This is a genomic window from Nocardioides mangrovi (assembly GCF_020073815.1).
Lineage (GTDB): Bacteria > Actinomycetota > Actinomycetes > Propionibacteriales > Nocardioidaceae > Nocardioides > Nocardioides mangrovi.
This window is the reverse complement of the sequence record NZ_JAIQZJ010000001.1, coordinates 616014-641202: the sequence shown is the minus strand read 5'-3', so window position 1 is coordinate 641202 and position 25189 is coordinate 616014. Positions and strand designations below refer to the sequence as shown.

The 25189-nt window shown below is 72.1% G+C and carries 23 protein-coding genes and 2 tRNA genes; 10 read left to right on the top strand and 15 right to left on the bottom strand.

Annotated features, from left to right (window positions below; all coding sequences use genetic code 11):
* Positions 1 to 8: 8 nt before the first annotated feature.
* The 7 genes from K8U61_RS03020 to K8U61_RS02990 all read right to left on the bottom strand — a co-directional run bounded on the left by K8U61_RS03020 (position 9) and on the right by K8U61_RS02990 (position 6880).
* Positions 9 to 428, bottom strand: coding sequence for a VOC family protein (locus tag K8U61_RS03020; RefSeq protein ID WP_224121480.1), 420 nt, complete (start codon positions 426 to 428; stop codon positions 9 to 11).
* Positions 425 to 2620: a GNAT family N-acetyltransferase gene (locus K8U61_RS03015; RefSeq protein WP_224121479.1), complete on the bottom strand. Its 2196-nt coding sequence runs from the start codon at positions 2618 to 2620 to the stop codon at positions 425 to 427. The genes K8U61_RS03020 and K8U61_RS03015 overlap by 4 nt, the downstream gene beginning before the upstream one ends.
* Positions 2617 to 3873 carry a lysine N(6)-hydroxylase/L-ornithine N(5)-oxygenase family protein gene (locus K8U61_RS03010; protein ID WP_224121478.1) on the bottom strand — a complete coding sequence of 419 codons (1257 nt, stop codon included), beginning with the start codon at positions 3871 to 3873 and terminating at the stop codon, positions 2617 to 2619. Before K8U61_RS03010 ends, K8U61_RS03015 begins: the two co-directional genes overlap by 4 nt.
* Positions 3870 to 5240 (bottom strand): pyridoxal phosphate-dependent decarboxylase family protein, encoded by a 1371-nt coding sequence (locus tag K8U61_RS03005; RefSeq protein ID WP_224121477.1) that lies wholly within the window; start codon positions 5238 to 5240, stop codon positions 3870 to 3872. The genes K8U61_RS03010 and K8U61_RS03005 overlap by 4 nt, the downstream gene beginning before the upstream one ends.
* A 216-nt stretch (positions 5241 to 5456) precedes the next feature.
* Entirely contained in the window at positions 5457 to 5621 is a 165-nt protein-coding gene (locus K8U61_RS03000) for a DUF6767 domain-containing protein (RefSeq protein ID WP_224121476.1), read from the bottom strand.
* A 56-nt stretch (positions 5622 to 5677) separates the two neighbouring features.
* Positions 5678 to 5992, bottom strand: coding sequence for a hypothetical protein (locus K8U61_RS02995; protein WP_224121475.1), 315 nt, complete (start codon positions 5990 to 5992; stop codon positions 5678 to 5680).
* 9 nt (positions 5993 to 6001) lie between these two features.
* Positions 6002 to 6880: a 3-methyladenine DNA glycosylase gene (locus tag K8U61_RS02990; RefSeq protein ID WP_308043081.1), complete on the bottom strand. Its 879-nt coding sequence runs from the start codon at positions 6878 to 6880 to the stop codon at positions 6002 to 6004.
* A 118-nt stretch (positions 6881 to 6998) separates the two neighbouring features.
* Here K8U61_RS02990 and K8U61_RS02985 point away from each other — a divergent pair, with 118 nt between their 5' ends.
* From K8U61_RS02985 to K8U61_RS02950, 8 genes are all read left to right on the top strand, one after another.
* On the top strand, positions 6999 to 9359 hold the full coding sequence (locus tag K8U61_RS02985) for a penicillin acylase family protein (protein WP_224121474.1): 2361 nt from the start codon (positions 6999 to 7001) through the stop codon (positions 9357 to 9359).
* 124 nt (positions 9360 to 9483) lie between these two features.
* Complete coding sequence (locus K8U61_RS02980; RefSeq protein ID WP_224121473.1) at positions 9484 to 10293, top strand: fumarylacetoacetate hydrolase family protein; 810 nt, start codon at positions 9484 to 9486, stop codon at positions 10291 to 10293.
* On the top strand, positions 10290 to 11753 hold the full coding sequence (gene gltX, locus K8U61_RS02975; RefSeq protein WP_224121472.1) for a glutamate--tRNA ligase: 1464 nt from the start codon (positions 10290 to 10292) through the stop codon (positions 11751 to 11753). The genes K8U61_RS02980 and gltX overlap by 4 nt, the downstream gene beginning before the upstream one ends.
* 13 nt (positions 11754 to 11766) lie before the next feature.
* Complete coding sequence (locus K8U61_RS02970; protein WP_224121471.1) at positions 11767 to 12717, top strand: CPBP family intramembrane glutamic endopeptidase; 951 nt, start codon at positions 11767 to 11769, stop codon at positions 12715 to 12717.
* A gap of 29 nt (positions 12718 to 12746) precedes the next feature.
* A tRNA-Gln gene (locus K8U61_RS02965) sits at positions 12747 to 12821 on the top strand.
* A 113-nt stretch (positions 12822 to 12934) separates the two neighbouring features.
* Positions 12935 to 13007: transfer RNA gene (locus tag K8U61_RS02960), tRNA-Glu, on the top strand.
* Between the two features lie 92 nt (positions 13008 to 13099).
* Positions 13100 to 14449: a GDSL-type esterase/lipase family protein gene (locus K8U61_RS25330; RefSeq protein WP_224121470.1), complete on the top strand. Its 1350-nt coding sequence runs from the start codon at positions 13100 to 13102 to the stop codon at positions 14447 to 14449.
* Between the two features lie 160 nt (positions 14450 to 14609).
* Entirely contained in the window at positions 14610 to 17258 is a 2649-nt protein-coding gene (locus K8U61_RS02950) for a helix-turn-helix transcriptional regulator (RefSeq protein ID WP_224121469.1), read from the top strand.
* On the opposite strand, the gene K8U61_RS02945 is transcribed toward K8U61_RS02950, so the two are convergent.
* On the bottom strand, positions 17231 to 17845 hold the full coding sequence (locus tag K8U61_RS02945; RefSeq protein ID WP_224121468.1) for a hypothetical protein: 615 nt from the start codon (positions 17843 to 17845) through the stop codon (positions 17231 to 17233). The two genes, K8U61_RS02950 and K8U61_RS02945, sit on opposite strands and share 28 nt — an antisense overlap.
* A 5-nt stretch (positions 17846 to 17850) precedes the next feature.
* A complete protein-coding gene (locus K8U61_RS02940; RefSeq protein ID WP_224121467.1) occupies positions 17851 to 18609 on the bottom strand; it encodes a CYTH domain-containing protein in 759 nt (252 codons plus the stop codon).
* Between the two features lie 153 nt (positions 18610 to 18762).
* Between K8U61_RS02940 and K8U61_RS02935 the strand changes: the two genes are divergently transcribed.
* Together K8U61_RS02935 and K8U61_RS02930 are read left to right on the top strand one after the other, a co-directional pair.
* The gene (locus tag K8U61_RS02935; protein WP_224121466.1) at positions 18763 to 19197 is read left to right on the top strand and encodes a DUF6325 family protein; all 435 of its coding nucleotides are present in this window, start codon (positions 18763 to 18765) and stop codon (positions 19195 to 19197) included.
* A gap of 33 nt (positions 19198 to 19230) precedes the next feature.
* Positions 19231 to 19527 (top strand): SHOCT domain-containing protein, encoded by a 297-nt coding sequence (locus K8U61_RS02930; RefSeq protein WP_224121465.1) that lies wholly within the window; start codon positions 19231 to 19233, stop codon positions 19525 to 19527.
* A gap of 33 nt (positions 19528 to 19560) precedes the next feature.
* Here the strand turns inward: K8U61_RS02930 and K8U61_RS02925 are convergent, their stop codons facing one another.
* The 6 genes from K8U61_RS02925 to K8U61_RS02900 form a co-directional block, all read right to left on the bottom strand.
* A complete protein-coding gene (locus K8U61_RS02925) occupies positions 19561 to 19956 on the bottom strand; it encodes an SHOCT domain-containing protein (protein WP_224121464.1) in 396 nt (131 codons plus the stop codon).
* Between the two features lie 48 nt (positions 19957 to 20004).
* The gene (locus K8U61_RS02920; RefSeq protein WP_224121463.1) at positions 20005 to 20415 is read right to left on the bottom strand and encodes a DUF7144 family membrane protein; all 411 of its coding nucleotides are present in this window, start codon (positions 20413 to 20415) and stop codon (positions 20005 to 20007) included.
* A 63-nt stretch (positions 20416 to 20478) separates the two neighbouring features.
* A complete protein-coding gene (locus K8U61_RS02915; RefSeq protein ID WP_224121462.1) occupies positions 20479 to 21963 on the bottom strand; it encodes an MFS transporter in 1485 nt (494 codons plus the stop codon).
* Complete coding sequence (locus tag K8U61_RS02910; protein WP_224121461.1) at positions 21960 to 23315, bottom strand: M20/M25/M40 family metallo-hydrolase; 1356 nt, start codon at positions 23313 to 23315, stop codon at positions 21960 to 21962. Before K8U61_RS02910 ends, K8U61_RS02915 begins: the two co-directional genes overlap by 4 nt.
* A 33-nt stretch (positions 23316 to 23348) precedes the next feature.
* Positions 23349 to 24719 carry an anaerobic C4-dicarboxylate transporter family protein gene (locus K8U61_RS02905; protein ID WP_224121460.1) on the bottom strand — a complete coding sequence of 457 codons (1371 nt, stop codon included), beginning with the start codon at positions 24717 to 24719 and terminating at the stop codon, positions 23349 to 23351.
* Positions 24719 to 25147, bottom strand: a complete 429-nt coding sequence (locus K8U61_RS02900; RefSeq protein WP_224121459.1) for a hypothetical protein — start codon at positions 25145 to 25147, stop codon at positions 24719 to 24721. The genes K8U61_RS02905 and K8U61_RS02900 overlap by 1 nt, the downstream gene beginning before the upstream one ends.
* Positions 25148 to 25189 lie beyond the last annotated feature (42 nt).

Genomic DNA, 25189 nt, shown 5'->3' with positions numbered 1-25189 from the left:
AACCGAGGTCAGCCGAGGCTGAACTCCCCGGGCGCGAGGCTGCGCAGCACGCAGAACTCGTTGCCCTCCGGGTCGGCCAGCACCACCCACGACTCCGCGCCGGTCTGCCCGATGTCGGCCCGGGTCGCGCCGAGCGCCTCGATCCGGGCGACCTCCTCGGCCTGGGCGACGTCGACGGGGGAGACGTCGAAGTGCAGGCGGTTCTTGCCCTGCTTGGGCTCCGGCACGCGGCACAGGAAGATCGTCGGCGGCACCGGCCCCCGGCGTACGGCGTCGAGCAGCTCGGCGTCCGGCCGGCCCGCCGGTCCGATCTCGACCAGGCCGTCCTCGGCGTCGAGCACCTCGTAGCCGAGCACCCCGCACCAGAAGGTCGCGAGCCGCTCGGGGTCGGCGCAGTCGATGCTGATCTCGGTCATCCGGGAGCTCATGCCATCGGATTATCGAGGGTCCCCGCGTAGATGAGCGACTCCGCCTGGTCGGAGATGTCCACCATCTCCAGCGTGTTGCGCAGCTGGAGCCGGTTGAGGCAGCTGTGCCGGAAGGTCGGCCGGAAGAGGTCGTACGCCGCCGCCGCGTCCGCGAGCTCGGGGTGGTCCTCCTGGTGCCGGCGCACGCAGTCGGTGACCTCCGACCAGAAGACCTCCTCGTCGAGCACCCCGTCGGTGTGCAGGATCGCGGCCAGGTGGCGGAGCACGCCGTCGAAGACGTCGGTGTGCAGAGCCAGCGCCTTGATCTCCTGCTCGACGTCGACGCGCACCCGCTCCACCTCGGCGGGCAGCGGCCGCCCGGTGCTCATCACCGCGATCTCCTCCCCGATGTCCTTCATGATCGCGCGCACCGGCACTTGGTCGCGGACCACGAGGACGAGGTTCTCGCCGTGCGGCATGAAGGCCAGGTCGTGGGCCAGCAGGCAGTGCACGATCGGCCGGACATAGGCGTCGAGGTAGCTGCGCAGCCACGTCGCGGCGTCGTACGGCGAGGCCTCGATCATCGCCGCGGCGAGCGAGCGGCCGCTGGCATCGCGGTGCAGCAGCGCGGCCATCGTCATCAGCCGCTCGCCGTCGCCGACCCGCGAGACCGGCGACTCGCGCCACAGCCCGGCGATCATCTTGCGGTACGGCGAGGGCAGGTCGAGCCGGTGGAAGGCGTCGCCGGTGTAGCCGACCGAGGCGATCTCGCGCAGCACGCTGAAGCCGCACGCCCGGAGCGTCGGGTCGGCGACGACCAGCTCGTGCACCCACTCGTTGATCGTCGGCGTCGCCTCCATGTACGTCGGCGACAGGCCGCGCATGAAGCCCATGTTCTGGATCGACAGCGCCGTCTTCACGTAGGGCTGCTCGGGACGCGACGCGTTCGCGAAGGTGCGGATGGACTGCTGCGGCCGGTGCCGGTCCGGGCCCTCGCCGAGGTGGACGAGGTCGCCGCGCGCGACGTCTGGCGCGAACGTGATCGCGAGCTTGTTGGTCCACTGCCACGGGTGCACGGGGACCAGGTGGTAGTCGGCCGGGTCGAGGCCCGCGTCGACCAGCAGCGACTCGTCGTACTGGACGGGGCCCGAGTGGTGGCTCAGCGTCCTGCGGGCGGCGAGCCAGTGGAGGCGGACGTCGCTGCCGGTCTCGGGGGCGTACGCCGCGTAGTCGTCGGCGCCGAAGCCGACCCGCCCGTTGTTGGCGATGAAGCCGGGATGCCCCTCGGTCATCGCGCCCTCGATCGTCTGGTGGTCGGCGCGGAGGAGGTCGTCGACCGTGAGCGTCGAGTGGGCGAGCTTCCAGCAGGCCGACTGCAGCGTCGCGGCCAGCTCCTCGAGGTAGGTCGGCAGCAGGGCGTCGGGGACGCCCAGCAGCTCGGAGAACTCCACGACGAAGTCCTGCGCGTCCAGCTCGGCCGGCTCGTCCTTCACGGTCCGCACCACCGTCGCGGGGTCGACGGCCCAGTGGTCCAGGGCCAGCCGCTCCGCGGCGAAGGAGTACGTCGTGTCGCCGGCGGGCGTGGTGAGGAGCCACCGGTCGCCGTCGGCCACGGGCGCGAGCACCCGCTCGTGGGCGAGCTCGCTGATCGCCTTGGTGACCAGGTGCCGCTGCGCAGCGGCCAGGACGTCGGGGGTCAGGTGGCTCTGCTGATCGGAGCGGGTGCGCACGGAGAGAGTCGCCTCCTTGGTCGGCAGGGTGATGGTGCGCAGCTCGCGGAAGCCGAACTCCCGGTTGAGCGCGCGGATCCTGTGGTTGCGGGCGTCCGGCTCGACCACCACGCGGCGTACGGCGGGGTCGGCCAGGCAGTGGTCGAGCACGGCCCCGAAGACCGCGCGGGTGAAGCCGTGCACGGGCCGCTCGGTCGGCGCGACGAGCACGTGCATGCCGAGGTCGCCGGGCCGCAGCTCCGGCAGGCCGGCCAGCTCGGAGTGCGCCGGGTCGTAGGTCTCGGCGAGGAAGGCCGGCGTCCCGTCGACGCGGCCCAGCCAGGCGTGGTGGTGCGGATCGTCCTCGATGAGGCGGTACTCCCGCTCGACGTCGGCGAGCGTCGCGTCCTGCATCTGCCAGTAGACGCTGCGCGGGTGGGTCACCCATGCGTGCACCAGCGGCAGGTGCTCGGTCAGGTCGAGCGGCTCGAGGGTCGGTCTCATCGCGGCACCCCGAAGCTCTGGACGGCGATCCGCTTCTCGATCGGGTAGACCTCGCGGCCGGTCATCGCCGCGAGGATCACGGAGTTGCGGTAGGCGCCCATCCCGAGGTCGGGCGCAGCGAGGCCGTGGGTGTGCTCCTCGGCGTTCTGCACGTAGATCTCCCGGTCCTGGTGGTCGATGGTGTAGCCGCGGGCGACGTCGTAGCGGCCCTGCTCGTCCCAGCGGATCCGGTCCCGGACCGGCTCGAGGAAGGCCGGCACCTGCGCGGCGTACCCGGTTGCGAGCACCAGGCCGTCGGTGCGCAGCGTGAAGTCCTCGCCGGTCTCGTCGTGGTGGCAGGCGAGCTCGTAGCCGCCGTCGTACGACGCGTCCGTGACGCTGGTGTTGGTGACCAGCGTCGTGTGCGGACCGTCGCCCTGCACGCGGAGTCGGTAGTGGAGGTCGAAGATCTCGTCCACCAGGTCGCCACTGATGCCCTTGTAGAGCGAGCGCTGCTCCCGGCCGAGCCGCTCGCGGGTCGCGTCGGGGAGGTCGTGGAAGTAGGAGGTGTACTCCGGCGAGGTCATCTCCAGGGTGAGCTTCGTGTACTCCATCGGGAAGAAGCGCGGGCTGCGCGTGAGCCAGGTCAGGCGGTAGCCGTGGTCGGGGCTCTCGGCGAGCAGGTCGCGGTAGATCTCCGCCGCGCTCTGCCCGCTGCCGACGACGGTGATCGAGTCGAGCCGCTGCAGGTCGCGCTTGTGGTCGAGGTAGGCCGAGGAGTGGATCCCCAGTCCCTGCAGGCTTTCGGGCACCTTTGGCGAGGTGCCGACGCCGAGCACCAGTCGCCGGGTGCGGTGCACGTCGCCGGTCCCGGTGGTGACGACGTACGACGCGCCGTCGTGCTCGACCGAGGTGACCGCCTGGCCGAGCTCGACCGACGGCAGCCGCTCGGCGGCCCACCGGCAGTAGTCGTCGTACTCGCGGCGCAGCGGGTAGAAGGACTCGCGGATGTAGAACGGGTAGAGGTTGCCGGTCTCCTTGAGGTAGGAGAGGAACGACCAGCGCGAGGTCGGGTCGGCCATCGTCACCAGGTCGGCCAGGAAGGGCACCTGGAGGGTGGCGTCGTCGAGCATCATCCCGGGATGCCACGAGAGCTCCTCGCGGGCCTCGAGGAAGAGCCCGTCGAGCTCGTCGAGCGGGTCCGCGAGGCAGGCGAGGCCGAGGTTGAACGGGCCGACGCCGATGCCGATGAAGTCCTTCACGCCGCTGCTCACCTGGCCACCGCCTGGCGGAGCTCGGCGGCGACGTCGAGGACCTCGCCGGTCACGGCCAGCACGTCGTCGGTGGTGGCGAGCGGGTTGAGCAGCGTGAGCTTGAGCCAGCGACGGCCGTCGACCCGGGTCGCGGCCACCATCGCGCGGCCGCGCTCGTAGAGGGTCGCGCGGATCCGGGGGAGCAGGGCGTCGGCCTGCGCCTCGTCGAGACCGGCGGGCCGGAAGACGATCGTGCTCAGCTGCGGGGTCGCGGCCAGCTCGACGTCGGGGTTCGCGCCGAGCACCGCGCCGACCTCGGCGGCCAGCGCGACCACGTGGTCGACGTACCCGCCGATGGCGTCGGGCCCCATCACGCGCAGCGTCATCCAGAGCTTGAGCGCGTCGAAGCGGCGCGTGGTCTGGATGCTCTTGTCGACCTGGTTGGGGTGGGCCGCGTCGTGGGGGTTGAGGTAGTCGGCGTGCCAGGTCACGTGGCCGAGGTGGCGGCCGTCGCGGACGACCAGCGCGCTGGCCGAGACCGGCTGGAACCAGGTCTTGTGGAAGTCGACGGTCACCGAGTCGGCGCGGTCGATGCCGTGGAGCCGGTGGCGGTGGGTGGGGGAGACGAGCAGGCCGCCGCCGTACGCCGCATCGACGTGCAGCCATGCGCCGTACCCCTCGCAGAGCGCCGCGATCTCGGGGAGCGGGTCGATCGCGCCGAAGTCGGTGGTGCCGGCGGTGGCGACGACGGCCATCGGGTGGTGGCCCGCGTCCGCGACCGTGGCGAGGGCTCGGCCGAGGGCGCCGACGTCCATGCGCCGGTCGCCGTCGGTCGCGACGGTGACCACGGCGCCCTCGCCCAGGCCGAGGAGGCGAGCGGCCTTCTGGACGCTGAAGTGGCCGTCGGCGCTGGCGACGATGCGCAGGTCGGCGCTCCGGGCGCCGGCGGCGAGGGCGTGGTCCCGGGCGAGCAGCAGGCCCTGCAGGTTGGACTGCGTGCCGCCGCTGGTGAAGATCCCGTCGGCGCCCGGCCCGAAGCCGATCCGGCCCGCCGTCCAGTCGACGATGTGGCGCTCCACGAAGGTTCCGCCGACGCTCTGGTCGAAGGTGTCCAGGCTCGGGTTGACCGCGCTGACGAAGACCTCGGCGAGCAGGGCCGGGATCGCCACGGGGCAGTTGAGGTGCGCGGCGTACCCGGGCTCGTGGAACCAGACCGTGTCGTCGAGCCAGAGCCGGCTCATCTCCGCCAGCGCGTCGCCGACGTCGCCCAGGGGTCGGTCGAGGTCGACGTCGACGACCGCCTTCGCGGCGGCCTCCGGGGAGACCCCCGCCGACGGCCCGCGGACGGCGGTGAGGGTGGCGGCGAGGTGGTCGATCCCCTGCCGCATCGTGGCGACGTACGCGTCGGCGTGGTCGGGGTGGAACAGGTGCGAGAGCGGTGTCTGTGCCGGTGTCTGTGCCGGTGTCTGTGCCGGTCTCTGGGCAGGCGGAATCGCGGTCACCGTCGATCCTTCCGAGAAACGGATTTAGGTAAGGCTTACCTAATGGACCGTGCCGGATCCCAGGCGACTACGCAAGCCCGGGGCCGCCATCTGGGAGGTTCGTCACAGCCGCTGCTCGCGCCGCAGCTCGGCCAGCCGGGCACGCAGGTCGGGATCGTTCATGACCAGCCAGACGAGCCCGCAGTCCTCGGGGCCGGTGACGCCCGGCTCGCACAGCGAGCACGGCTCGCCGAGCCGGATCGGGCACTGCGGGACGGGCCTCGCCATGTCCTCGACGCTAGGTCGCGGACCGCCGGCGGAGCAGGGGCGAAGGTCCCGCCCGGTCACCGTCGGGGCGGGATGTTGGTCCGCAGCAACGTCAGCTGGGCGGGCGGGATCCGGGCGGGCAGGTAGTGGAAGCCGTCCCAGTCGACGAGCGCGGTCTCGTCGACGCCGTCGACCTGCCAGACGTCGACGGACCCCTCTTCGTGGAAGCGCAGGAAGAAGTCCACGGACCACTCGTAGGCCAGGAAGCAGCCCGCGGTCTCGGGACGTCGGCTCCCGGCGATCCCCGTCGCTGCTCCCATGCGGTCCCAGTCCAGGCCGAACTCCCGGATCGACGCCCGGTTGAGGCTGGAGGTCACGTGGTAGAGCGGCACGGCGCGACCCTAGGCGTCGACCAGCGCCTCCGCGACCGACATCAGTCGCTCGCACTCGGCGAGCAGGGCGGCCCGCAGCGGAGCACCGCGCTCCGCGAAGGTCCGCTGCGCGTCGGCGTACTCCGCCTTGCCGGCGGCGGTCTCGACGGCGACGGGGGAGAAGCCCAGGTCGACGAGGTCGTACGGCGCCGCCCGCATGTCGAGGACGCGGATGTCGCGGGCCAGCTCGAAGCAGTCCGCGACCAGGTCGGAGCAGATCATCGGCGTCAGCCGGAAGGCGTGCTTGTAGAGGTCCATGCCGGCGTGCAGGCAGGCGGGCTGCTCGAACTCCTCGCGGTCACCCGACGTCGGCGACAGCGTGTTGAGCGGGAGGGCGGGCGGGGTGAAGAAGCGGTAGGCGTCGAAGTGCGAGCACGCGATCCGGTGCGACTCGACGACCGCGTCGGTGCCGGCCGGGCCGAGCCGCAGCGGCCAGTCGGCGTGCCGGGTCTCGTCCTCGTCGAGCCGGTAGACCATCGCCCACTCGTGCATCCCGAAGCAGCCGAAGTTGGCCGGCCGCGACGCGGTCGCGCGCAGCAGCCGGGACAGGGCGACCAGCAGCGGACGCTGGGAGGCGACGTACGCGTCCGTCACGGCGCCGTCCTCGTAGCCCTTCAGCCCGTCGTACTCCGGCGCATCGGCGAGCGCGACGCCGAAGCCCGGGTGCCAGCGGCGCAGCTGCGCCGGCCGCTGGGAGTAGTAGGTGAAGAGGAAGTCGTGGACCGGGTGCTTGACCCGCGTCTGCCGGCGCTCGAGGTGGGGCTCGACGAAGGCGTCGACCCGGGCGGCGTGGGCCGCGGCGCGCGGCTCCCACTGCGCACGCTCCAGGGCCCGGTCCAGCGTCTCCACGCCCACGAGAGTAGTTCCGGGGACCCGATCGCTACGAATGTAGAGAGCATGGGTTAGCGTGCGCGCGGGAGTGACGACCGCCACATCGGCGGTCGTCGGGAGAAGGAGCGTGCCGCACGTGAAGTTCAGAGGTAACCAGTCGCCGATCCGCCTCGGCCTCGCCGGCCTGCTGCTGGTGGTGCCGATCGCGACGACCGCCGGCGTGAGCACGGCGGCCGACGCCGCGGCGCAGGCGGACTCGCCGTACGACGTGACCATCCAGGTCACCAAGCACGGCATCCCGCACATCGAGGGCGACACGTTCGCCGACGTGGCCTACGGCGCGGGCTGGGCGACGACCGCCGCGGTCACGTGCACGCTGATGGACACGATCCTGACCGCCCGCGGCGAGCGCTCGCTGGAGCTCGGCCCGGACGCGACGTACGCCGACCGCGTCGGCGGCAGCGGCACCAACCTGCAGTGGGACACCCTGGTCACCGACCTGCACGACCGCCAGGTCGTCGAGAGCCTCCTGGCCGACCCGGTCGCCGGTCCGAGCGACCGCGCGAAGTCGATGGTCGAGGCCGAGGCCGCCGGCATCGACGAGTGGCTGAGCACCCACGAGATCACCGACCCCGCCTGTGCCGACCAGGACTGGATCCAGCCCGACGTCACCTCGACCGACGTCTGGTACGCCATCTACCTCGCGCAGCTGATCGGCTCGACCACCAAGTTCCTCGGCGCGATCACCACGGCCACCCCGCCGGGCAGCGGCGCGAAGGTCGCGGCCCCGCACGTCACCGCGGCGGACCTGCGCGAGACCCTCGGCAGCGACAGCGGTGAGTCCTTCGGGTCCAACGCGACCGCCGTCGGTGGCGCTGACACCACCACGAAGCGCGGCATGCTGCTCGGCAACCCGCACTTCCCGTGGCTGGGCCGCTACCGGTTCACCGAGATGCACCTGACGGTGCCCGGCAAGCTCGACGTCGCCGGTGGTGCCCTGGTCGGCTTCCCGACCATCAACATCGGCTTCAACGACGACGTCGCGTGGAGCCACACGGTGTCGACGGCCTACCGCTTCACGCCGTACGAGTACAAGACGGCCGGCACCCCGACCAGCTACCAGACCGCGAACGGCACGGCCCAGCTCGAGCGGCGCGACGTGCAGGTCCAGGTGAAGACCGACGACGGCGTCGAGACCGTCACCAAGACCCTCTGGCGCACCCCGCAGGGCTACGTCCTCAACTCGCCGGAGAACCTCATGTCCTGGCGGGCCACCAGCTTCTGGGCGATGCGCGACGCCAACGCCGAGCACCTCCGCACCCTCGACACCTTCCTCTCGATGGGGCAGGCCAGCTCGGCCAAGAACCTCCTCCACCGCCAGGACGAGGGCGGCGGCGTGCCGTGGGTCAACACGATCGCGGCGGACCGCACCGGCCACGTGCTCTACGCCGACCACTCGGTCGTCCCGAACGTCACCGACGCCCTCGCCAAGAAGTGCGTCACCGGCGTCGGCAGCCTGATGTACAGCCAGGTCGGTCTGCCCGGCCTCGACGGCACGTACGCCGACAGCAGGTGCGCGTGGGGCACGGATGCGGACGCGGAGCGACCCGGCATCCTCGGACCGCAGCACCTGCCCTCGGTCCTCACCAAGGGCTGGGTGATGAACGCCAACAACTCCTACTGGGCGCCCAACGACGACACCCGGCTGACCGGCTTCCCGCGGATCATCGGCTGCGAGGACTGCGAGCGCTCGATGCGCACCAAGGTGGTCATGTCCTACGTGCGCAACCAGCTGAAGAAGGGCAAGGAGAGCCCGCGGACGCTGCGCTCGCACGAGTACGCCAACCGCGTGTACGCCGCGGAGGTCGCCCGCGTGGGCGGTCGCCTCGACCAGGTCTGCGACGCCACCGGTGAGACCGAGGCGTGCCAGGTCCTGCACGACTGGGACGGCCGCTCCGACAAGACCTCGGTCGGTGCCGGGATCTTCGAGGAGTTCGTCCGCATCGCCGACGCCAACGGCGTCGACCTGTGGAAGACGCCGTTCTCGGCGGCGAAGCCGTTCACGACTCCGAACACGCTGTCGACCTCGCAGGACGTCGTCGACACCATGGCGGCGGCGATCCAGTCGCTGCGCGACCAGGGCTACGCGCTGGACGCGCCGTACGGCTCGATGCACTTCTCCGGCGACCGTGGCGACGAGGCCGGCATCCCGCTGGGCGGCGGCGTCGGCAACTCCTCGGGCGATGCCAACGCCGCGTCGAACAACGGCTCGGCCATCGGCGGGGTGACCCAGGGGTCGTCGTACATCCAGGCGATCGCGTTCACCAAGAACGGCGTGATCGCCCGCAACGTCCTCACCTACGGCCTCTACGAGGACCCGTCCTCGCCGTGGTCGAACGACCAGACCCGGATCTACTCCGACGAGGGCTGGGTCTCCTTCCCGTGGACGGACGCGCAGATCGCCAAGCAGCTCGTGGACACCGTCCACCTGGGCTGACTTACCCCGTCGAGTCGAGGGTTTCCGTCGGTCGAGTCGAGGGATTCCGTGGGCGCACGCCGCGGAAGACCTCGACTCGTCACGCGGAAGACCTCGACTCGACGTGGGTCGATAGGCTCAGTGGGTGCGTATCGCGAGATTCACCACGGGCGAGGACCCGATGTACGGCGTGGTCACCGGCGAGCTCGACCAGTTCGGGCAGCCCGATCCCGACAGCGTCGTCGTGGCGCTGGCGGGAGACCCGCTCTACGTCGGCGTGAAGCTGCTCGACCAGGAGCACCGGCTCGAGGACGTCCGGCTGCTGGCGCCGGTGCTGCCGCGCAGCAAGGTGGTGGCGATCGGCCGCAACTACGCCGCCCACGCGGCCGAGATGGGCAACGACCTCCCCACCGAGCCGCTCATGTTCCTCAAGCCCAACACGAGTGTGGTCGGACCCGGCGACCCGATCTTCTACCCGCCGCAGACGCAGAACCTCCACTTCGAGGGGGAGCTCGCGGTCGTCATCGGTCGAATCTGCCGCGACGTGCCGGTCGAGCAGGCGACCGACGTCATCCACGGCTACACGATCGCCAACGACGTCACCGCGCGCGACCTCCAGAAGAGCGACGGCCAGTGGACCCGGGCGAAGGGCTTCGACTCCTTCTGCCCGCTCGGTCCCTGGATCGAGACCGACCTCGACCCCCACGACTTCGAGGTCGGCCGGCAGGTGCAGACGCACCTCAACGGCGAGCTCAAGCAGGACGGCAGCACCGCCGACCTGATCTTCGACATCCCGACGCTGATCTCCTACGTCTCCAGCGTCATGACGTTGCTGCCCGGCGACGTCCTCCTCACCGGCACCCCCGAGGGTGTCGGTCCCATGGAGGTCGGTGACGAGGTCGAGGTCTCGATCGCCGGTCTCGGCACTCTCACGAACAAGGTGGCCCAGCGTTGAACAACGTCCGCGTCCGTTTCTGCCCGTCCCCGACGGGCTCGCCGCACGTCGGTTTCGCCCGGACGGCGCTCTACAACTGGGCGTTCGCGCGTCACCACGGCGGCACCTTCGTCTTCCGGATCGAGGACACCGACAAGGAGCGCTCCACCGAGGAGTCGTACGACGCGATGCTCGGCGCGATGCGCTGGCTCGGCCTGGACTGGGACGAGGGCCCGGAGGTCGGCGGCCCGCACGGCCCCTACCGCCAGTCCGAGCGCGGCGACCTCTACCGCGACGTGCTCGAGCGGCTCGCGGCCTCGTCGTACACCTATGACTGCTTCTGCACCACCGAGGAGGTCGACGCCCGTCGCAAGGCCTCCGGCTCCAAGGTGATGGGGTACGACGGCTTCTGCCGCGACCTCGACCCCGCCCAGCGCGCGGCCTGGGAGGCGGAGGGCCGCAAGCCCGTCGTCCGCTTCCGGATGCCCGACGGTTCGGTCACGTGGACCGACCTGGTGCGCGGCGACATCACCTTCGAGACGCAGTTCGTCCCCGACTTCGCGCTCTGCCGCGCCAACGGCGATCCGCTCTACACGCTGGTCAACCCGGTCGACGACGCGCTGATGGGCATCACCCACGTGCTCCGCGGCGAGGACCTGCTCTCGAGCACGCCGCGCCAGATCCCGCTGCACCAGGCGCTCGTCGACCTCGGCATCGGCACGGTCGTCCCCGAGTTCGGGCACCTGCCGTTCGTGATGGGCGAGGGCAACAAGAAGCTCTCCAAGCGCGACCCCGAGTCGCACCTCTTCCTCTACCGCGACCAGGGCTTCCTGCCCGAGGGCCTGCTCAACTACCTGGCGCTCCTCGGCTGGTCGATCGCCGCCGACCGCGACATCTTCACGCTCGAGGAGATGGTGGAGGCGTTCGACATCAAGGACGTCAACCCCAACCCGGCCCGCTTCGACCTGAAGAAGGCCGAGGCGATCAACACCGCCCACATGCGGCTGCTGCCGGTCGAGGAGATCACCGACCGCGCGCTGCCCTTCCTCAAGGCCGCCGGCGTCGTCTCCGACCCGGTGGGTGACGCCGACGCCGAGCTGCTGGAGCAGGCGATGCCGCTGGTCGCCGAGCGGATCAACAAGCTCGTGGAGGCCGTCGACATGCTCGGCTTCCTCTTCGTCGCCGACGCCGACTTCGCCGTCGATGCGGCCGACGCCGACAAGCTGCTGAACGACGACGGGCGCGCCGTCGTACGCCGCGCGCTGCTCAAGCTCGAGACCCTGACCGAGTGGTCGACAGCGGCCATCCAGGACGCGCTGCAGGCCGAGCTGGTCGAGGCGATGGGGATCAAGCCGCGCAACGCGTTCGGCCCGGTCCGTGTCGCCGTCACGGGCCGTCGGGTCTCGCCGCCGCTCTTCGAGTCGATGGAGCTGCTGGGGCGCGAGCGCTCGCTGGCGCGACTCCAGTCCGTGCTCGTCTGAGCGGGGCCGGCTGATGGCGGGCCTGCCTTACCACCTGATCCAGCGTGGTGGTCGCCCCGGGTCGTGGCGTCCGCTCCTGGGCGTCGGCATGCTCGTCGCGGCGTTCCTGGTCGTGGTCCCGGTGCTGCTCCAGGTGCCGTTCGCGATCGGGCTCGCGATCGCCGGCCGGGACGTGAGCTCGGAGCTGACGCAGCTGCTCGACTTCGACCACCCGACCCCCCTCGGGCTGGCCTACCTCAACCTCACCCTGGCGTGCGCGATCCCGACCACGTGGCTGATCGCGCGGGTCGTGCACGGGCTGCGGCCGGGCTGGCTCGCCTCGGTGACGTCGCGGATCCGGTGGCGCTGGCTCCTCGTGTGCTTCGCGCTGTCGTTCGTGGCGCTCTTCGCGACGCTCGTCGTCTCCGCGGTCGTGCCGTCCTCGTCGGGCGAGGCGCTCGACGTCAACGGCGGGCTCAACGACTTCACCTCGACCACCCGCGACTTCCTGCTCGTGGTGCTGCTGCTGACCCCGCTCCAGGCGGCGGGGGAGGAGTACGCCTTCCGGGGCTACCTCACCCAGGCCTTCGGTGGACTGTTCGGCCGGCCGTGGGCCGCGGTCGTCCTGCCCGCGGTGCTCTTCGCGCTGGCGCACGGCGGCCAGAGCCCGCCGGTCTTCTTCGACCGCTTCGCCTTCGGCGTCGTCGCCGGCCTGGCCGTCGTGCTCACCGGTGGCCTCGAGGCCGGGATCGCGATGCACGTGCTGAACAACTGGCTGGCCTTCGGCCTCGCCCTGGCCTACGGCGACATGGCCTCGACCCTGAACCCGACCGGCGGCAGCTGGTGGACCATCCCGGTGACGCTCACCCAGTCGCTGGTCTACCTCGGCCTGGTGCTCCTCGCAGCCCGTCGCCTGGGCACCAGCGCGACCACCGACACGACCCGGGAACCGGGCGTTTTGGTGGCCTCCGGGCGTCGCGTGTAAGGTTTCTTCTCGGCTCGGAGACGGGCCATTGGGATATGGTGTAATTGGCAACACGACTGGTTCTGGTCCAGTTATTCTAGGTTCGAGTCCTAGTATCCCAGCCAGATCGCGGCCCTCCGTGGCCGCGATTTTGTGTGAAGGACGGGCTCCGATAACCTTTCCGAGGTTGTTCGGGGAGATCCCCGGAGGACACACGCAGTAACAAGTGAAGAGACATGCCCCGTTCGTCTAGCGGCCCAGGACGCTGGCCTCTCACGCCGGAAGCACGGGTTCGAATCCCGTACGGGGTACTCACCACGAAGGCCCCGGTCAGCACGCGCTGACCGGGGCCTTCGGCGTTGGGGGAGGCGGGCTCGTTGCAGGCTCCTGTCACCATGGTCGCGTGGGGCGACACGTGAGGCGCGGCATCCTCGTCGTGCTCGCGCTGCTCATCGCCGCCGTGTCCATCGGCGTGGGTCTCGTGGTCACCCCGGACCAGCAGGTCGCGACCGCCGGCCAGACGATCGAGGTCGGCGTCTCGGCGCCCACGCTGGACCTCTCCGGGCCCGGAGAGCTCGACCTCTTCGGGCAGCGCCTCGACACGACGGTCGAGTTCGCGGGACCGGTCCGCCCCCGCATCCGGCTCACCCACATCACGCTCTCCCAACAGCTGCGCGACTTCACGAGCGGCGGTGGCGACTCGGCGGCGTCGCTGTCGAGTGCGCTCGTCGACGGCTTCCGGCGCTACATCTACTGGGAGATCGCGGTCGTCGGCGTGGTCGCCGTGCTGATCGCCGGCGCGGTGACCGGCTGGCTGCGGCGCGGCTGGCGCGCGAGCCTCGTCTTCATCGCGCTGGTGCTCGTGGTCACCGAGGCGATCAACGTCGGCGCCATCATGTCGACCGCCTACACCGCCCCCGACAAGCTCGGCGACGTGCGCTCGCTGCAGGCACTCGTCGGGGACGCCCCCGAGCTGCGGGTGCCGGCGAAGCAGCCCCGGGACGACGTGGCCGGACGGGTCGTCGTCATCGGCGACTCGACGGCAGCCGGGATCGGCAACAGCCCCCTGCCGGATCCGACCCCGGACGACGAGGCGTGCCACCGCAGCTCCGACGCGTTCGCGGTCGCGCTTGCGAACGTCGGCACCGCACCGGTCACCAACCTCGCCTGCAGCGGCGCCACCATCCGCGCCGGCCTGCTCGGCCCGCAGGCAGCCGGATCCAGGACCGTGCCGGCCCAGCTCAGCTCGCGCGCACTCGCCGACGCCGCGACCGTCGTCGTGAGTGTCGGCGCCAACGACGTCCGGTGGTCGGACCAGCTCCTCGTGTGCGCCGTGTCGGTCAGCTGCCAGAACAACGCCGAGCAGGCCGCCTTCCAGCAGGACCTCTCCGCCTTCAGCGTCGACTACCTCGAGCTGCTCTCGGCGCTCCAGCAGCTGCCGACCCAGCCCGAGGTCGTCATCGACCTCTACTACGACCCGTTCGCCGGCGACATCGACTGTCTCGCCGACCTGGGCGTGACCGCCGAGAAGCAGGAGGCGATGCTCTCGAAGCTCACGGCGATCAACGAGATCCTCCGTTCCGGCGCCGAGGCGGCGTCGTTCAGGACCGCGGAGCCCAACTTCGACGGGCACGGGCTCTGCGGTGCGACCCCCTTCGTGCAGGGCGTCGACGACCCGGCGCCCTTCCACCCGACGCCGGGTGGCGAGGTCGCCATCGCGCTCGCCGTGGAGCGTGCGTTGCGGGCGGACTGAGGCGCGCGCCCGCGGTAGGTGATCGGGGGTGCCCGGCCGGCCACCGGGCGGGATGGGCGTCGCCCCGGTGGCATTTCCGCCCGATTCAGGGGATTCGCACGCGTCAGCCGGGTGCCAGCCTGAAGGACTGGGCGAGATGCCACCGACTCGAGGCGGGCTGATGCACGACAGTCGACCGGAACCACCGCGGAGCGCACCACCCGGGCTGGCAGCGAAGCTGCGGCCCGCCAGCAGCCCGGCGTACCTCCTGCCCCGACCGCGGCTCGTGGCGCTGCTGGACGAGGCGACCGCCGCCTCCCCCTTGACCCTCGTCGTGGCACCGGCCGGCGCCGGCAAGACGTCGCTGCTCCGGTCGTGGGCGGAGGGGACGCCGGTGCGCTGCGTCTGGTTCTCGGTGGACGAGGCCGACGAGGACCCCGTCCGGTGGTGGCAGGGGATCCTGGCCGCGCTGCGACCCCTCGCGCCGAACGCCGTCGACCCGTGCGCTCGCCTGCTGCGGCGGCCGGGGCGGGTGGCCGACACCGTGTCGACGCTCGTGGACGCGCTCGACGCCGAGGGCCAGGGCGGTCCGGAGCCCGAGCGCGCGGTCCTGGTGATCGACGACCTGCACCTGGCCGACGGTGACGACGAGGTGGCCGACTCGGTGGCGCTCTTCCTCGGGCACCTGCCGGCCTGGCTGCACGTCGTCGTCGCCAGCCGCCGCGACCCCCGCCTGCCCGTCCACCGGTGGATGGCCCGGGGGCAGCTCGCCGAGCTGCGCTTCCCCGAGCTGCGCTTCTCCTTCGACGAGGCCCGGGAGATGCTCACCCGGCTCGCCCCCGGGCTGCCCGCCGACACCGCCAGCGCGGTGGCGGGCCGCTGCGGTGGCTGGGCGGCGAGCATCCAGATGGCGGCGCTCGCAGCCCGGTCCGCCGGCGCGCGCGGCCTGCCCTACGTGCTGGGCGAGGAGGGTGTCCAGCAGCACCTCGCCAGCTACGTCTGGGAGGAGATCCTCGCCGGGGAGCAGCCGGAGGTCGTCGACGTCCTGATGGCGACCTCGATCGTCGACCGGGTCGACCCCGGCCTCGCGCAGGTGCTCACCAACCGTCCCGACGCCGCGGCCCTCCTCGACCTCGCCGCGACGCGGGGGCTGTTCGTCACGCGGCGGGAGTCGACGGGCGAGTACGAGGTCCACCAGCTCGTCCGGGAGGTCCTCCTCGCGATGATGACCCGACTGGCCCCGGACCGGCCGGCGCGGCTCCACGGCTGGGCCGCCGGCTGGTACGAGGCGCACGGGCACACGATCGCGGCCCTGGAGCACTGGTCCCGGGCCGAACGCTGGCGGGACGCGCTCCGGCTGCTGGCCGTGGAGGCCGCGGGCCTCTACGACGGTGGCCACGAGAGCGCCATCCTCCGGACGGTCGCCATGATCCCGGACGCCGTCGTCGACGACGTCGAGGCGCTCACCGAGCTCGCGTGGTGCCACCTGCTCATCGACCGGCGCCGCTTCGTCGCCCTCGTCGAACGGCTCGGCCAGGCGACCAGCCAGGACTTCACGCTGGCGGCCCGGGAACGGGGGAGGATCGAGCTCCTGCAGTCGGTGGCGGCCACCCTGCGCGGTCACTGGGCGGACGGAGCGTCCCTCGCCAGGTCCTCCCTCCAGCAGCTCGGCGACGGCTGGTGGCTCGACTACCTCGGACAGTTCGCGTGGAACCTGGTGGGCCGGGACATCGCGCTCGGGGAACGGTGGGCCGACGACGGGCCTGAGGTCCGACGCGTCGTCCGCGCCGTCTCGGTGGTCCTGGAGCGCCGGATGACCCTGGAGGGCACCCGGGCGCTGGGCGAGGCGCTCGCGGGCCGGCCGGTCGACGCGCTGCGGGTGGCGACGGGCGCGCGGCAGGCGGCCGCGCTGTCGAGCATGACCATCCTGGACACCGAGGTCAGCACCGCGGAGGCGCTCGCGCGCCTGGAGCTGGGTGAGACCTCGGAGGCCCGGACCGAGCTGCTGCGCCTGGTGGCGGGTCGGATCGAGGCCGCCCCGCACTGCCAGCTGCTCGCCCACCTCGCGCTCGCGCGCTCGTGGTCCGGGTCCGGTGACCTGGCCGCGGCACGGCGGGCGTTCGGCGCCGCCTCGGAGCTCATCGACACCGAGATGCCCGGCCCCGGCGCCCGGTCCTGGCTCGCGCGGACCGGTGTCGCTCTCGCCCTGGCCACCGACGACCTCGACGAGGCTCGCGGCTGGCTGGCCGGTGTCCGCGACCCGTTCTGGAGCGGCCTGTGCGGTGCCCGCGTCGCGATGGCGGAGGAGAGCGGCACCGCCGTCGACGAGCTCAAGACCGCGGAGCCGCGCTGCGTCCGGCACCGGGTCGTCGCCGATCTCGTCGCCGCGCAGGTCGTCGCGGACCCGGTGGCCGCCGAGCAGGCCCTGGTGGTCGCGGTGCGGGTGGCCGCCGACCACGGCCTCGTCCAGACCGTCGCGTCGGAGGGGTTCGAGGTCGTCGAGGCGATCGAGCGCCTCGGGTGGACGGCACCCGAGGGCTGGTTGGCCCGGGTACGACGCGCGCTGACCCTCGGGGCCCCGGAGTTCGATGCGGTGTCGGTCGAGACGCTGACCGAGCGCGAGCAGGACGTGCTGCGCCTGCTGCCGAGCCGCCTGACACACCGCGAGATCGCCGACGAGCTCTGCGTCTCGATCAACACCCTGAAGTTCCACCTCAAGGTGATCTACCGCAAGCTCGGCTGCTCCTCGCGGGCCGAGGCGGCGGAGATCGCCCGGTCGCTCACCTCGCTCCGGAGGCCGGCTCAGCTCTCGAGCAACCGCCGCCGCTGAACCTCGTAGAGCTCCACGGACAGCACGCCGCGGTCGACGAGCCCGGCCAGCTCGCGCACCTGCTCGGCCCGGTCGACCGCGGGGACGTCGCCCGGGCCGCGCACGAGGAGATCGATGCTCTCGGCGCGGACGGCGGGCTGGTGGCCCTGGTGGGCGGTGAGGGCGTCCATGACGCGATCGCGCTGGATCCGCTCCCCGGCGTCGAGCCGGCCGCCGGCGGCGCGGGCGGCTGCGGAGAGGCTGCCCGCCCAGCGGTGCTCGAGGAGCAGGAGGAGCGCCGCCTCGTCCGGAGCGAGGGTCAGGGCCGCCAGCTCGGTGTCGTGGGTGGAGAGCAGCATGGTGGTGCTGAGCACCGCGGCGAGCGACTGGAGCTCCTCGTGCTCGGACACGTCGGCGACCGCGACCTGCGGGCGTGCGCGCCGCCGGACGAGCACGACCGCGTCGAGGATGCGGATCGAGCCCCGGGCGACGAGCGCGGCCGCCGCGCTGCCGGCCGGGGCCAGGGCCGAGACGCTCGGGGCCGAGATCAGCACGTACTCCAGCAGGTCGAGGTCCGGCTCGTCGCGGGCGGGCGGGCGGGGTGCCATCGATCTCACCTCGCCTCGGCGCTCAGCGCCGCCAGCACCGAGCGGGTCTTCAGCTCCTGGGGAGCGCCGAGGTCGATCGCGTGCCGGGTCAGGACGAGCTTGGTCTCGGCCGCGGTCTGGAAGGCCCGGGCGGGCGGCGCCTTCGTCGACAGCTCGAGGAGACGCGCTCCTCCGGGCAGGAACCACAGCTCGGCGATCATCTTCCGTGGCTGGTCCTCGAGCGCGAACCGGCACTTGAGGAGGTGGACCGGGCCGAGGAGCAGGAGGTCCGCCATCCGGGTCCCCGGCGGCAGTCGGTCCGCGACCACGGCGCGCTGCTCGGGCGTGAGGAGGTCCGCGAACGGGCGCTGACCGAGCAGGACCGCGCGCGCCTTGCGGTCCGACACCGAGGCGGTCAGCGAGCAGGAGCACGTGTAGCCGGCCGGGGAGGCGTCGACCTCCACCTTGAGACCGGGGAGCCCGCGCAGCTCGGCGGGCACGTCCGCGGGCAGCATCGGGCGGAGCTTGACCGTCACGTCCCCCGGCTTGCGCTGGGTGCGCCGGACCCGGAGCACCAGGCCGCTCGCCGACAAGCGGAGATCGGCGGTGTCGACGAAGGCCACCTGCCGCACCACGGCGTCCAGGGTGTCGATGCCGAGGTCGTGGGCGAGCGCCCGGTGGTCCACGCCCGGCACGGTCAGCTTGAGCTCCACCGAGTCCGCGCCGGGCAGCGCCTCGAGCAGTCCGGCCAGCTGGTCGGCGTCGTACGTCGGGAGTGTGGTCATGTGTCCTCCTCCTCCGCCGTCGTCCGAGGCTCATCCTCCGGACCGCACGGGTGGTCCCGCCTCACCCGTCGCCGGGTGGGGCTCGACCACCCGACGGCGTGTGACCATCGGCGCGGCCGGTGCGGTGCCGGCGCGGAGCCGAGGGAGGACCCGATGACCCAGCTGGACGTAGGACCGATCGACTACCTCGCCGTTGCGCTGCCGGCCGCGAAGATGCAGGGGGACGGCCTGAAGGAGCTCATCGACCTGAGCGAGCGGGGCATCATCCGCGTCCTCGACCTGGTCGTCGGCGTCGTCGCTGAGGACGGGACCGTCACCGCCGTCGAGGTCGCCGACCTCGACGGGGACGGGGAGCTCGACCTCGCGATCTTCGAGGGCGTCCGCTCCGGGCTCCTCGACGACGAGGACGTCGCCGAGACGGCCTCGCTGGTCGAGCCCGGCCAGGCGGTCGCGCTCCTCGTCTACGAGAACACCTGGGCCGGCCCGTTCGTCAGCGCGATGCGCGCCGCGGGTGCCGAGGTGGTGGCCGGCGGCCGGATCCCGGCCGAGCAGGTCGCGGAGGCGCTCGACCTCCTCGAGTCCATCTGATCGGAAGGAAGAGTCATGGGTCTCATCGGTGGCATGGCACGCACGGCCGTCGTCGCAGGGACGGCGACCGCCGTCTCGAACCGCGTCTCACGACGGCAGGCGGGACGGTGGGCGCAGCAGGCCGACGCCGACGCCTATCGCCAGCAGCAGTACGACCAGCAGTACCAGCAGCCGGCGTACGCGCCCCCGCCGCCGGCCCCCGCGCCGGCCGCGAGCGGCGGCTCCGACGAGCTGATCGAGGCCCTGCGTGGGCTCGGCCAGCTGCGGGACCAGGGGGTCCTGACCGACGCCGAGTTCGAGGCGCAGAAGGCGAAGCTGCTCGCCGGCTGATCCGGGACGGTCAGCCGGCGAGCAGCGGGCCGGTCAGGCGAGGAGCTTGGCCTTGGCCTGCTGGAACTCCGCCTCGCTGAGCGTCCCGCCGTCGCGCAGGGCGGCCAGGCGCTCGATCTCGCCGGCGGTGCTGCTGGAGCCGGCGACGCTCTGGACGTAGTCGCGCATCTGGGCGTCCTGCCGGGCGGCCTGGGCCGCCATGTGACCGCCCATCTTGTGGCCACGGGCGATCAGGTAGACGAACACGCCGAGGTAGGGCAGCACGATCACGAAGACCGTCCAGAGCGCCTTGCTCCAGCCGCTCAGGTCGTCGCTGCGGAAGATGTCGGCGAAGACGGTGATCAGCAGCCAGATCCAGATGAAGAACAAGAAGAACCAGAGCATGCTCAGGAACACGTCGCCGGGTGAGTACTCCCACACAGTGACCACAGGGACCTCCAGGGTGAGGGGGCGCGGCTGCGCCCGGATCGGTCGACGTCACTCGCGCGCGGGCACGCGCGAGAGTGCCCACAGGAAGAGCACGTCGAAGGCGATGAGGGTCATCGACCAGAACGGGTACGTCGGCAGCTGCGCGAAGTTCGTGACCATCGACAGGCAGGCGAGGATCATGCCGCAGACCAGGCCCCAGGAGGACCTGCGGATGACGCCGTACGCGACGAGCAGGCCCAGTGCCCCGATCACGAGCTGCACGGTGCCCCAAACGTCCATGTCGAAGCGGTAGAGGTAGTCGCTGCCCTCGGAGTAGAGCTCGTCGTTCGCGATGGCGGCCGCGCCCTGCAGCAGGCTGAAGAGGCTGGCGAGCAGGATCAGGACCCCGGCGAAGAGACTGGTCGCGTCGATGATCAGCCGCCGGCCCTCGCCACCCTCGTCGTAACCCCTGCCGAACATGACGTACTCCTTTCCGGACACGTCCCGACGCTCGCACCGACGCGGGTGGCGCGACACCACCCCTCACGGGGTGGCTGAGGGTGCCGGCGTCGCCGACGTCGGCAGCGTGTGGCTGACCGAGGCCGCAGCGGCGGCGGAGTCCGCGAGGGTGCCGGCGGGCTGGCGGTGCCGGCCCATCAGCACGGCCATCACGACCCCGACGGCGCTGATCGCGGCCATCACCCAGGCCGTCGTCCCCAGCCCGTCGGCGAGGGCGTCGGCCCGGGCCGCGCCGTCTGCCACCTGGCCGCTGGTCACCGAGCTGTAGAGGGTGGCGGCCAGGGCGGTCGCCACCGCCGCGCCGACGTACCGGGCCATGTTCGAGACCCCCGAGGCCTCGCCGACCTGGGACGCGGGCACCGCGGCGGTGGAGGCGGCCGAGGACGGCCCGTTGGAGAGCCCCATGCCGACGGCGGCGGCGATCAGCGGGAGGAAGAACGCGCCGTAGCGCCAGCTCGCGTCGGCGAGGCCGATCCAGGCGAAGCCGACGGTGGTGACCAGGAACCCGAGGCCCACCACCTGGCGGCCGCCGAAGCGGGCGGCGAGCCTCGGCACCAGCGGGGCCGAGACGACCAGGCCGACGGTGGCCGGCAGCGTCGCGAGGCCGGCCTCGAGCGGGCTGAAGTCGAGGGCGTCGGGATCCTGGAAGTAGAGGCTCAGCACGTACATGAGGGCGTTGATCGTCCCGGCGCCGATGAGGATCGCGATCGTGGCGCCCACGAGGACCCGGTTGCGGAGCAGGCCCAGGTCGAGCAGCGGCACGCTCACCCGCCGCTCGACGGCCACGAAGGCCACCCCGGCGGCGACCGCCACGAGCAGGCAACCGATGGTCGCGACCGACGCCCAGCCCCAGTCGCTGCCCTTGCTGAGCGCGAGGATGACCGGACCGAGGGTCAGCGCGACGAGCAGGCTGCCGGCGTAGTCGACGGAGCGCGGCCGGTCGGGGTCGCGCGACTCCGCGACCGTGGCCACGGTGAGCACCATGCAGCCGACGGCGATGCCCGCGTCGATCCAGAAGAGTCCCTGCCAGCCGGTGAGGTCCACGAGCACACCGCCGACCAGGGGTCCCGCCGCGGCCCCGACCGCGGCCGCGGCGCCCCAGTAGGACACCGCCCGCACCTGCGCCTTGCCCTCGAACGCGATCGTCAGCAGGCTCAGCCCGCAGGCCAGGATCGTCGCGCCCGACGCGCCCTGGATCATCCGGCCCGCGATGACCACCTCGCCCGTGTCGGACAGCGCGATGAGCACGCACGAGGCCACGAAGAGCAGCAGGCCACCCTGGAAGACACGCCGGCGACCGAAGACGTCGCCGAGGGAGCCCGAGGTGATGATCACCGCGGCGCCGACGAGCGAGTAGCCGGTCACCGCCCACTGCAGGGTCTCGACGTCCATGCCGGTGTCGCTGCTGATCGCCGGCAGCAGGATCGCGACCGCGGAGGTGTTGGCGTTGACCACGAGCGTCGAGATGCAGGTCGCCAGGAGCACCCCGCCCCGGCGCTCGGTGGTCATCGGGCCGCTGCTCGCTCGGCGAGGTGGACCAGCAGCCGGGCCTGCGCGACCACCATCCGCTCGATCTCGTCGGGGTCGACGCTCTCGTCGGAGGCGTGGATCCGTGACTTCGCGACGTCCTCCGGACCCCACAGCACGAACTCGGCGCCCGGGCAGGTCTCCTGGAGGGTGCGCAGCAGGGGGATCGAGCCGCCCGAGCCGGCCTCGCCCGCCGGTGCGCCGTACGCCTCCGCGAGCGCGGCGCGGGCGGCGTCGTACCCCGGGCCGTCGGTGGCGCAGCGGAAGGGCGGTGCCTCCTTGGTGCGCCGTACCTCCACCTGGGCGCCGTACGGCGCGTGCGTCTCGAGGTGGTGGACGAGCGCGTCGAGCTCCTGGACCGGGTCGGAGCCGGGGACGATCCGCATCGACAGCTTGGCGCTGGCCTCCGGGACGAGCACGTTGGAGGAGCCGGCGATGCTGGTCATGTCGATGCCGATGGCGGAGACCGACGGCCGGGACCACAAGCGGCTGCCGACAGGCCCGGTCCCGCTGAGGCGGACGCCGTCCACCAGGTCGGCGCTCGCCTCGAAGTCCTCGGCGCTGAGGTCGGCGCCGGTCCACTCGCCGGTCGAGACGCCGGCGACGGCCACGTCGCCCTGGTCGTCGTGCAGGGTGGCGAGCAGGCGCGCCAGCGCCATCATCGCGTCCGGCGCGGGCCCGCCGAAGACGCCGGAGTGCAGCGGGTGCTCGAGCGTGCGCACCGTGACGACGCAAGCGACGTCCCCGCGCAGGGCCGTGGTGAGCACCGGCTCGCCGGCGGCCAGGTTGCCCATGTCGCAGACCACGAAGACGTCGCACTGGAAGAGCTCGGGGTGCGCGACGACGAAGGCCTCGAGGTTGCTCTCCGTCTCCTCCATGCCCTCGAGCACCAGCTTCACGGTGCACGGCGGCCGACCGTCGAAGACCTGCATCGTGCCCAGGTGGCAGGCCAGGCCGCCCTTGTCGTCCGCGGCGCCGCGGCCGTAGACGCGGCCGTCCTCCTTGCGCGTCGCGACCCAGGGGTCGGAGGTCCAGCCCTGGTCCTCGGGTGCCGGCTGGACGTCGTAGTGGGCGTAGAGCAGCACCGTCGGCGAGCCGGCCGGCCCGGGGAGCTCGGCGTAGATCGGCGGGTAGCCGGTCGGCACCTCCATCAGCCGGGCGTCGGCGAAGCCGACCGCGCGGAAGAGCTCGAGGGTGGTCGCGGCCATCTGGTGCACCGGCTCGGCCGGGTAGCCCGGGAAGGCGACCGAGGGGATGGCGACCAGCTGCTCGAGCTGGTCGAGGAGGGACGGCATCAGGGCGCTGGTCCGGCCCTGGATCTCGGTCAGGTCCATGGTGGGCTCCTGGTGACGGGCTGGAGTAGCGGGTCAGGCGACGATCGCGCCGATGCCCGCGCCGACGGCGACGGTCACGACGGTCATGATCAGCATCGGGACGAAGAAGCTGTGGTCGATGAGCTTGGTGCCCAGCTTGGTGGTGCCGCTGTGGTCGAAGTTGGCGGCCGCGATCTGGGTGCCGTTGGCCGGCAGCGTGTAGACGCCGCTCAGCGCACCGGCCCACATGCCGGTGACCAGGCCGGGGGAGAGCCCGGCGGCCAGGCCGATCGGCACGATCGTCCGCGTCGCCGTGGACTGGCTGGTGGTCAGGGCGGCGACCAGGAAGACGGCCAGCGCGAAGAGCACCTTCCAGTCGGTGACCCAGCCGCCGATCGTGCTGATGATCTGCTCCTCGTGGGCGGAGATGAAGGTCGCGGTGAGCCAGGCGATCCCGAAGAGCGCGATCGCGGAGATCATGCCGGCCTTGAACACCGACTGGTCCGGGACCTCGGAGACCGGCGGGCGGCCGAGGAAGAGGATCGCGACGCCGACGGTGAACATCACCATCACGATCGTCGTGGTCATGTCGATCGAGACCATGCCCTCGCCCTCGACCTTGAAGGCGGGGCGCAGGTCCGGGAAGAGCCCGAGCAGCACGATCACCAGCACGCCGGCGAAGAAGGCGAGGGCCGAGTTGCGTCCCGCGGCGGTGTAGGTGAGCCCGGCCGTGGCCGACCCGGCGCCGTCGCCCGCCTGCTGTCCCGGCGCCGCGAGCTCGCCGGACGCGATCCGCTGCTGGACCTCCGGGTCGTTGTCGAGGTCGGGCCACATCCGGTTGACGACCAGCGACGTCGCGATGATGCCGACGACGCAGGCCGGGAGGGTGATCGCCAGGATCTCCGTCAGCCCGAGGTCGTACGGCGCCACGTCGGTCAGCGTCAGCATCGCCGCCATCGCGGCCGAGACCGGCGAGGCCGCGAGCGCCATGCCGGACTGGACGACGGTCACCGTCAGCGGCCGCGACGGGCGGATGTGGTTGCGGTAGGAGACGTCGTAGATGACCGGCAGCAGGGGATAGATGATGTTGCTCGTACCGGCCCCGATCGAGAACACGAAGGCCGTGAGCGGTGCGATCAGGGTGATCTGGTGCGGCCGCTTCTCGATGACCCGCGCGGCCATCGCGACCATCCAGTCGATGCCGCCCGCCGCCTGCATCAGCGCGGCGGCGGTGACGACGGCGAGGATGATCGCCATCGCGGCGGCCGGTGGCTCACCGGGTGGCTCGCCGAAGACGAAGACCAGGACCGCGGTCCCGAGGCCGCCCCAGAGGCCGACCCCGACGCCGCCGGCGCGGGTGCCCATCACGATGCACCCGAGCACCACGAGGGCCTCGAGCACCAGCTTCACGTCGTCCGCGCTCATCACGCCTCCCCGCACCTGACATCGGCCACCTTCTCCAGCGACCCCCACGCCTCACCGATCGTGTCGAGGGCGTCCTCGACCAACGGCTGGGCCGCGGCGGCGGCGTCCTCGCCCGCCGCGATCAGCGTCTGCGCGAGGTCGTCGACCGCCGCCCGCAGCGTCGACACCGCCGTGTCGAGCCGGCCCTCGGCCGTCGCCTGGAACGCGTCCAGCTGCTCCTGCACGTCGTCCACCTGGGTGCGCAGCTCGTCGAGGGTCGCCGTCTCCGGGTCGGCCTCGGCGAGGGTGTCGACCTTGCTGCTGAGCTCGTCGTACTGCACGCACAGGTCGTCGGCCCGGTCGACGCTGGCCTGGTCGCAGCCGCTGCCCACGACCACCAGGGCGGCGACAGAGGCAGCGCACCGTGCCCACCGCCTGCTCCCCGTCATCGCGCGCCCCGTCTCCTCGTGCCGACGAGCGGACCGTAGTGA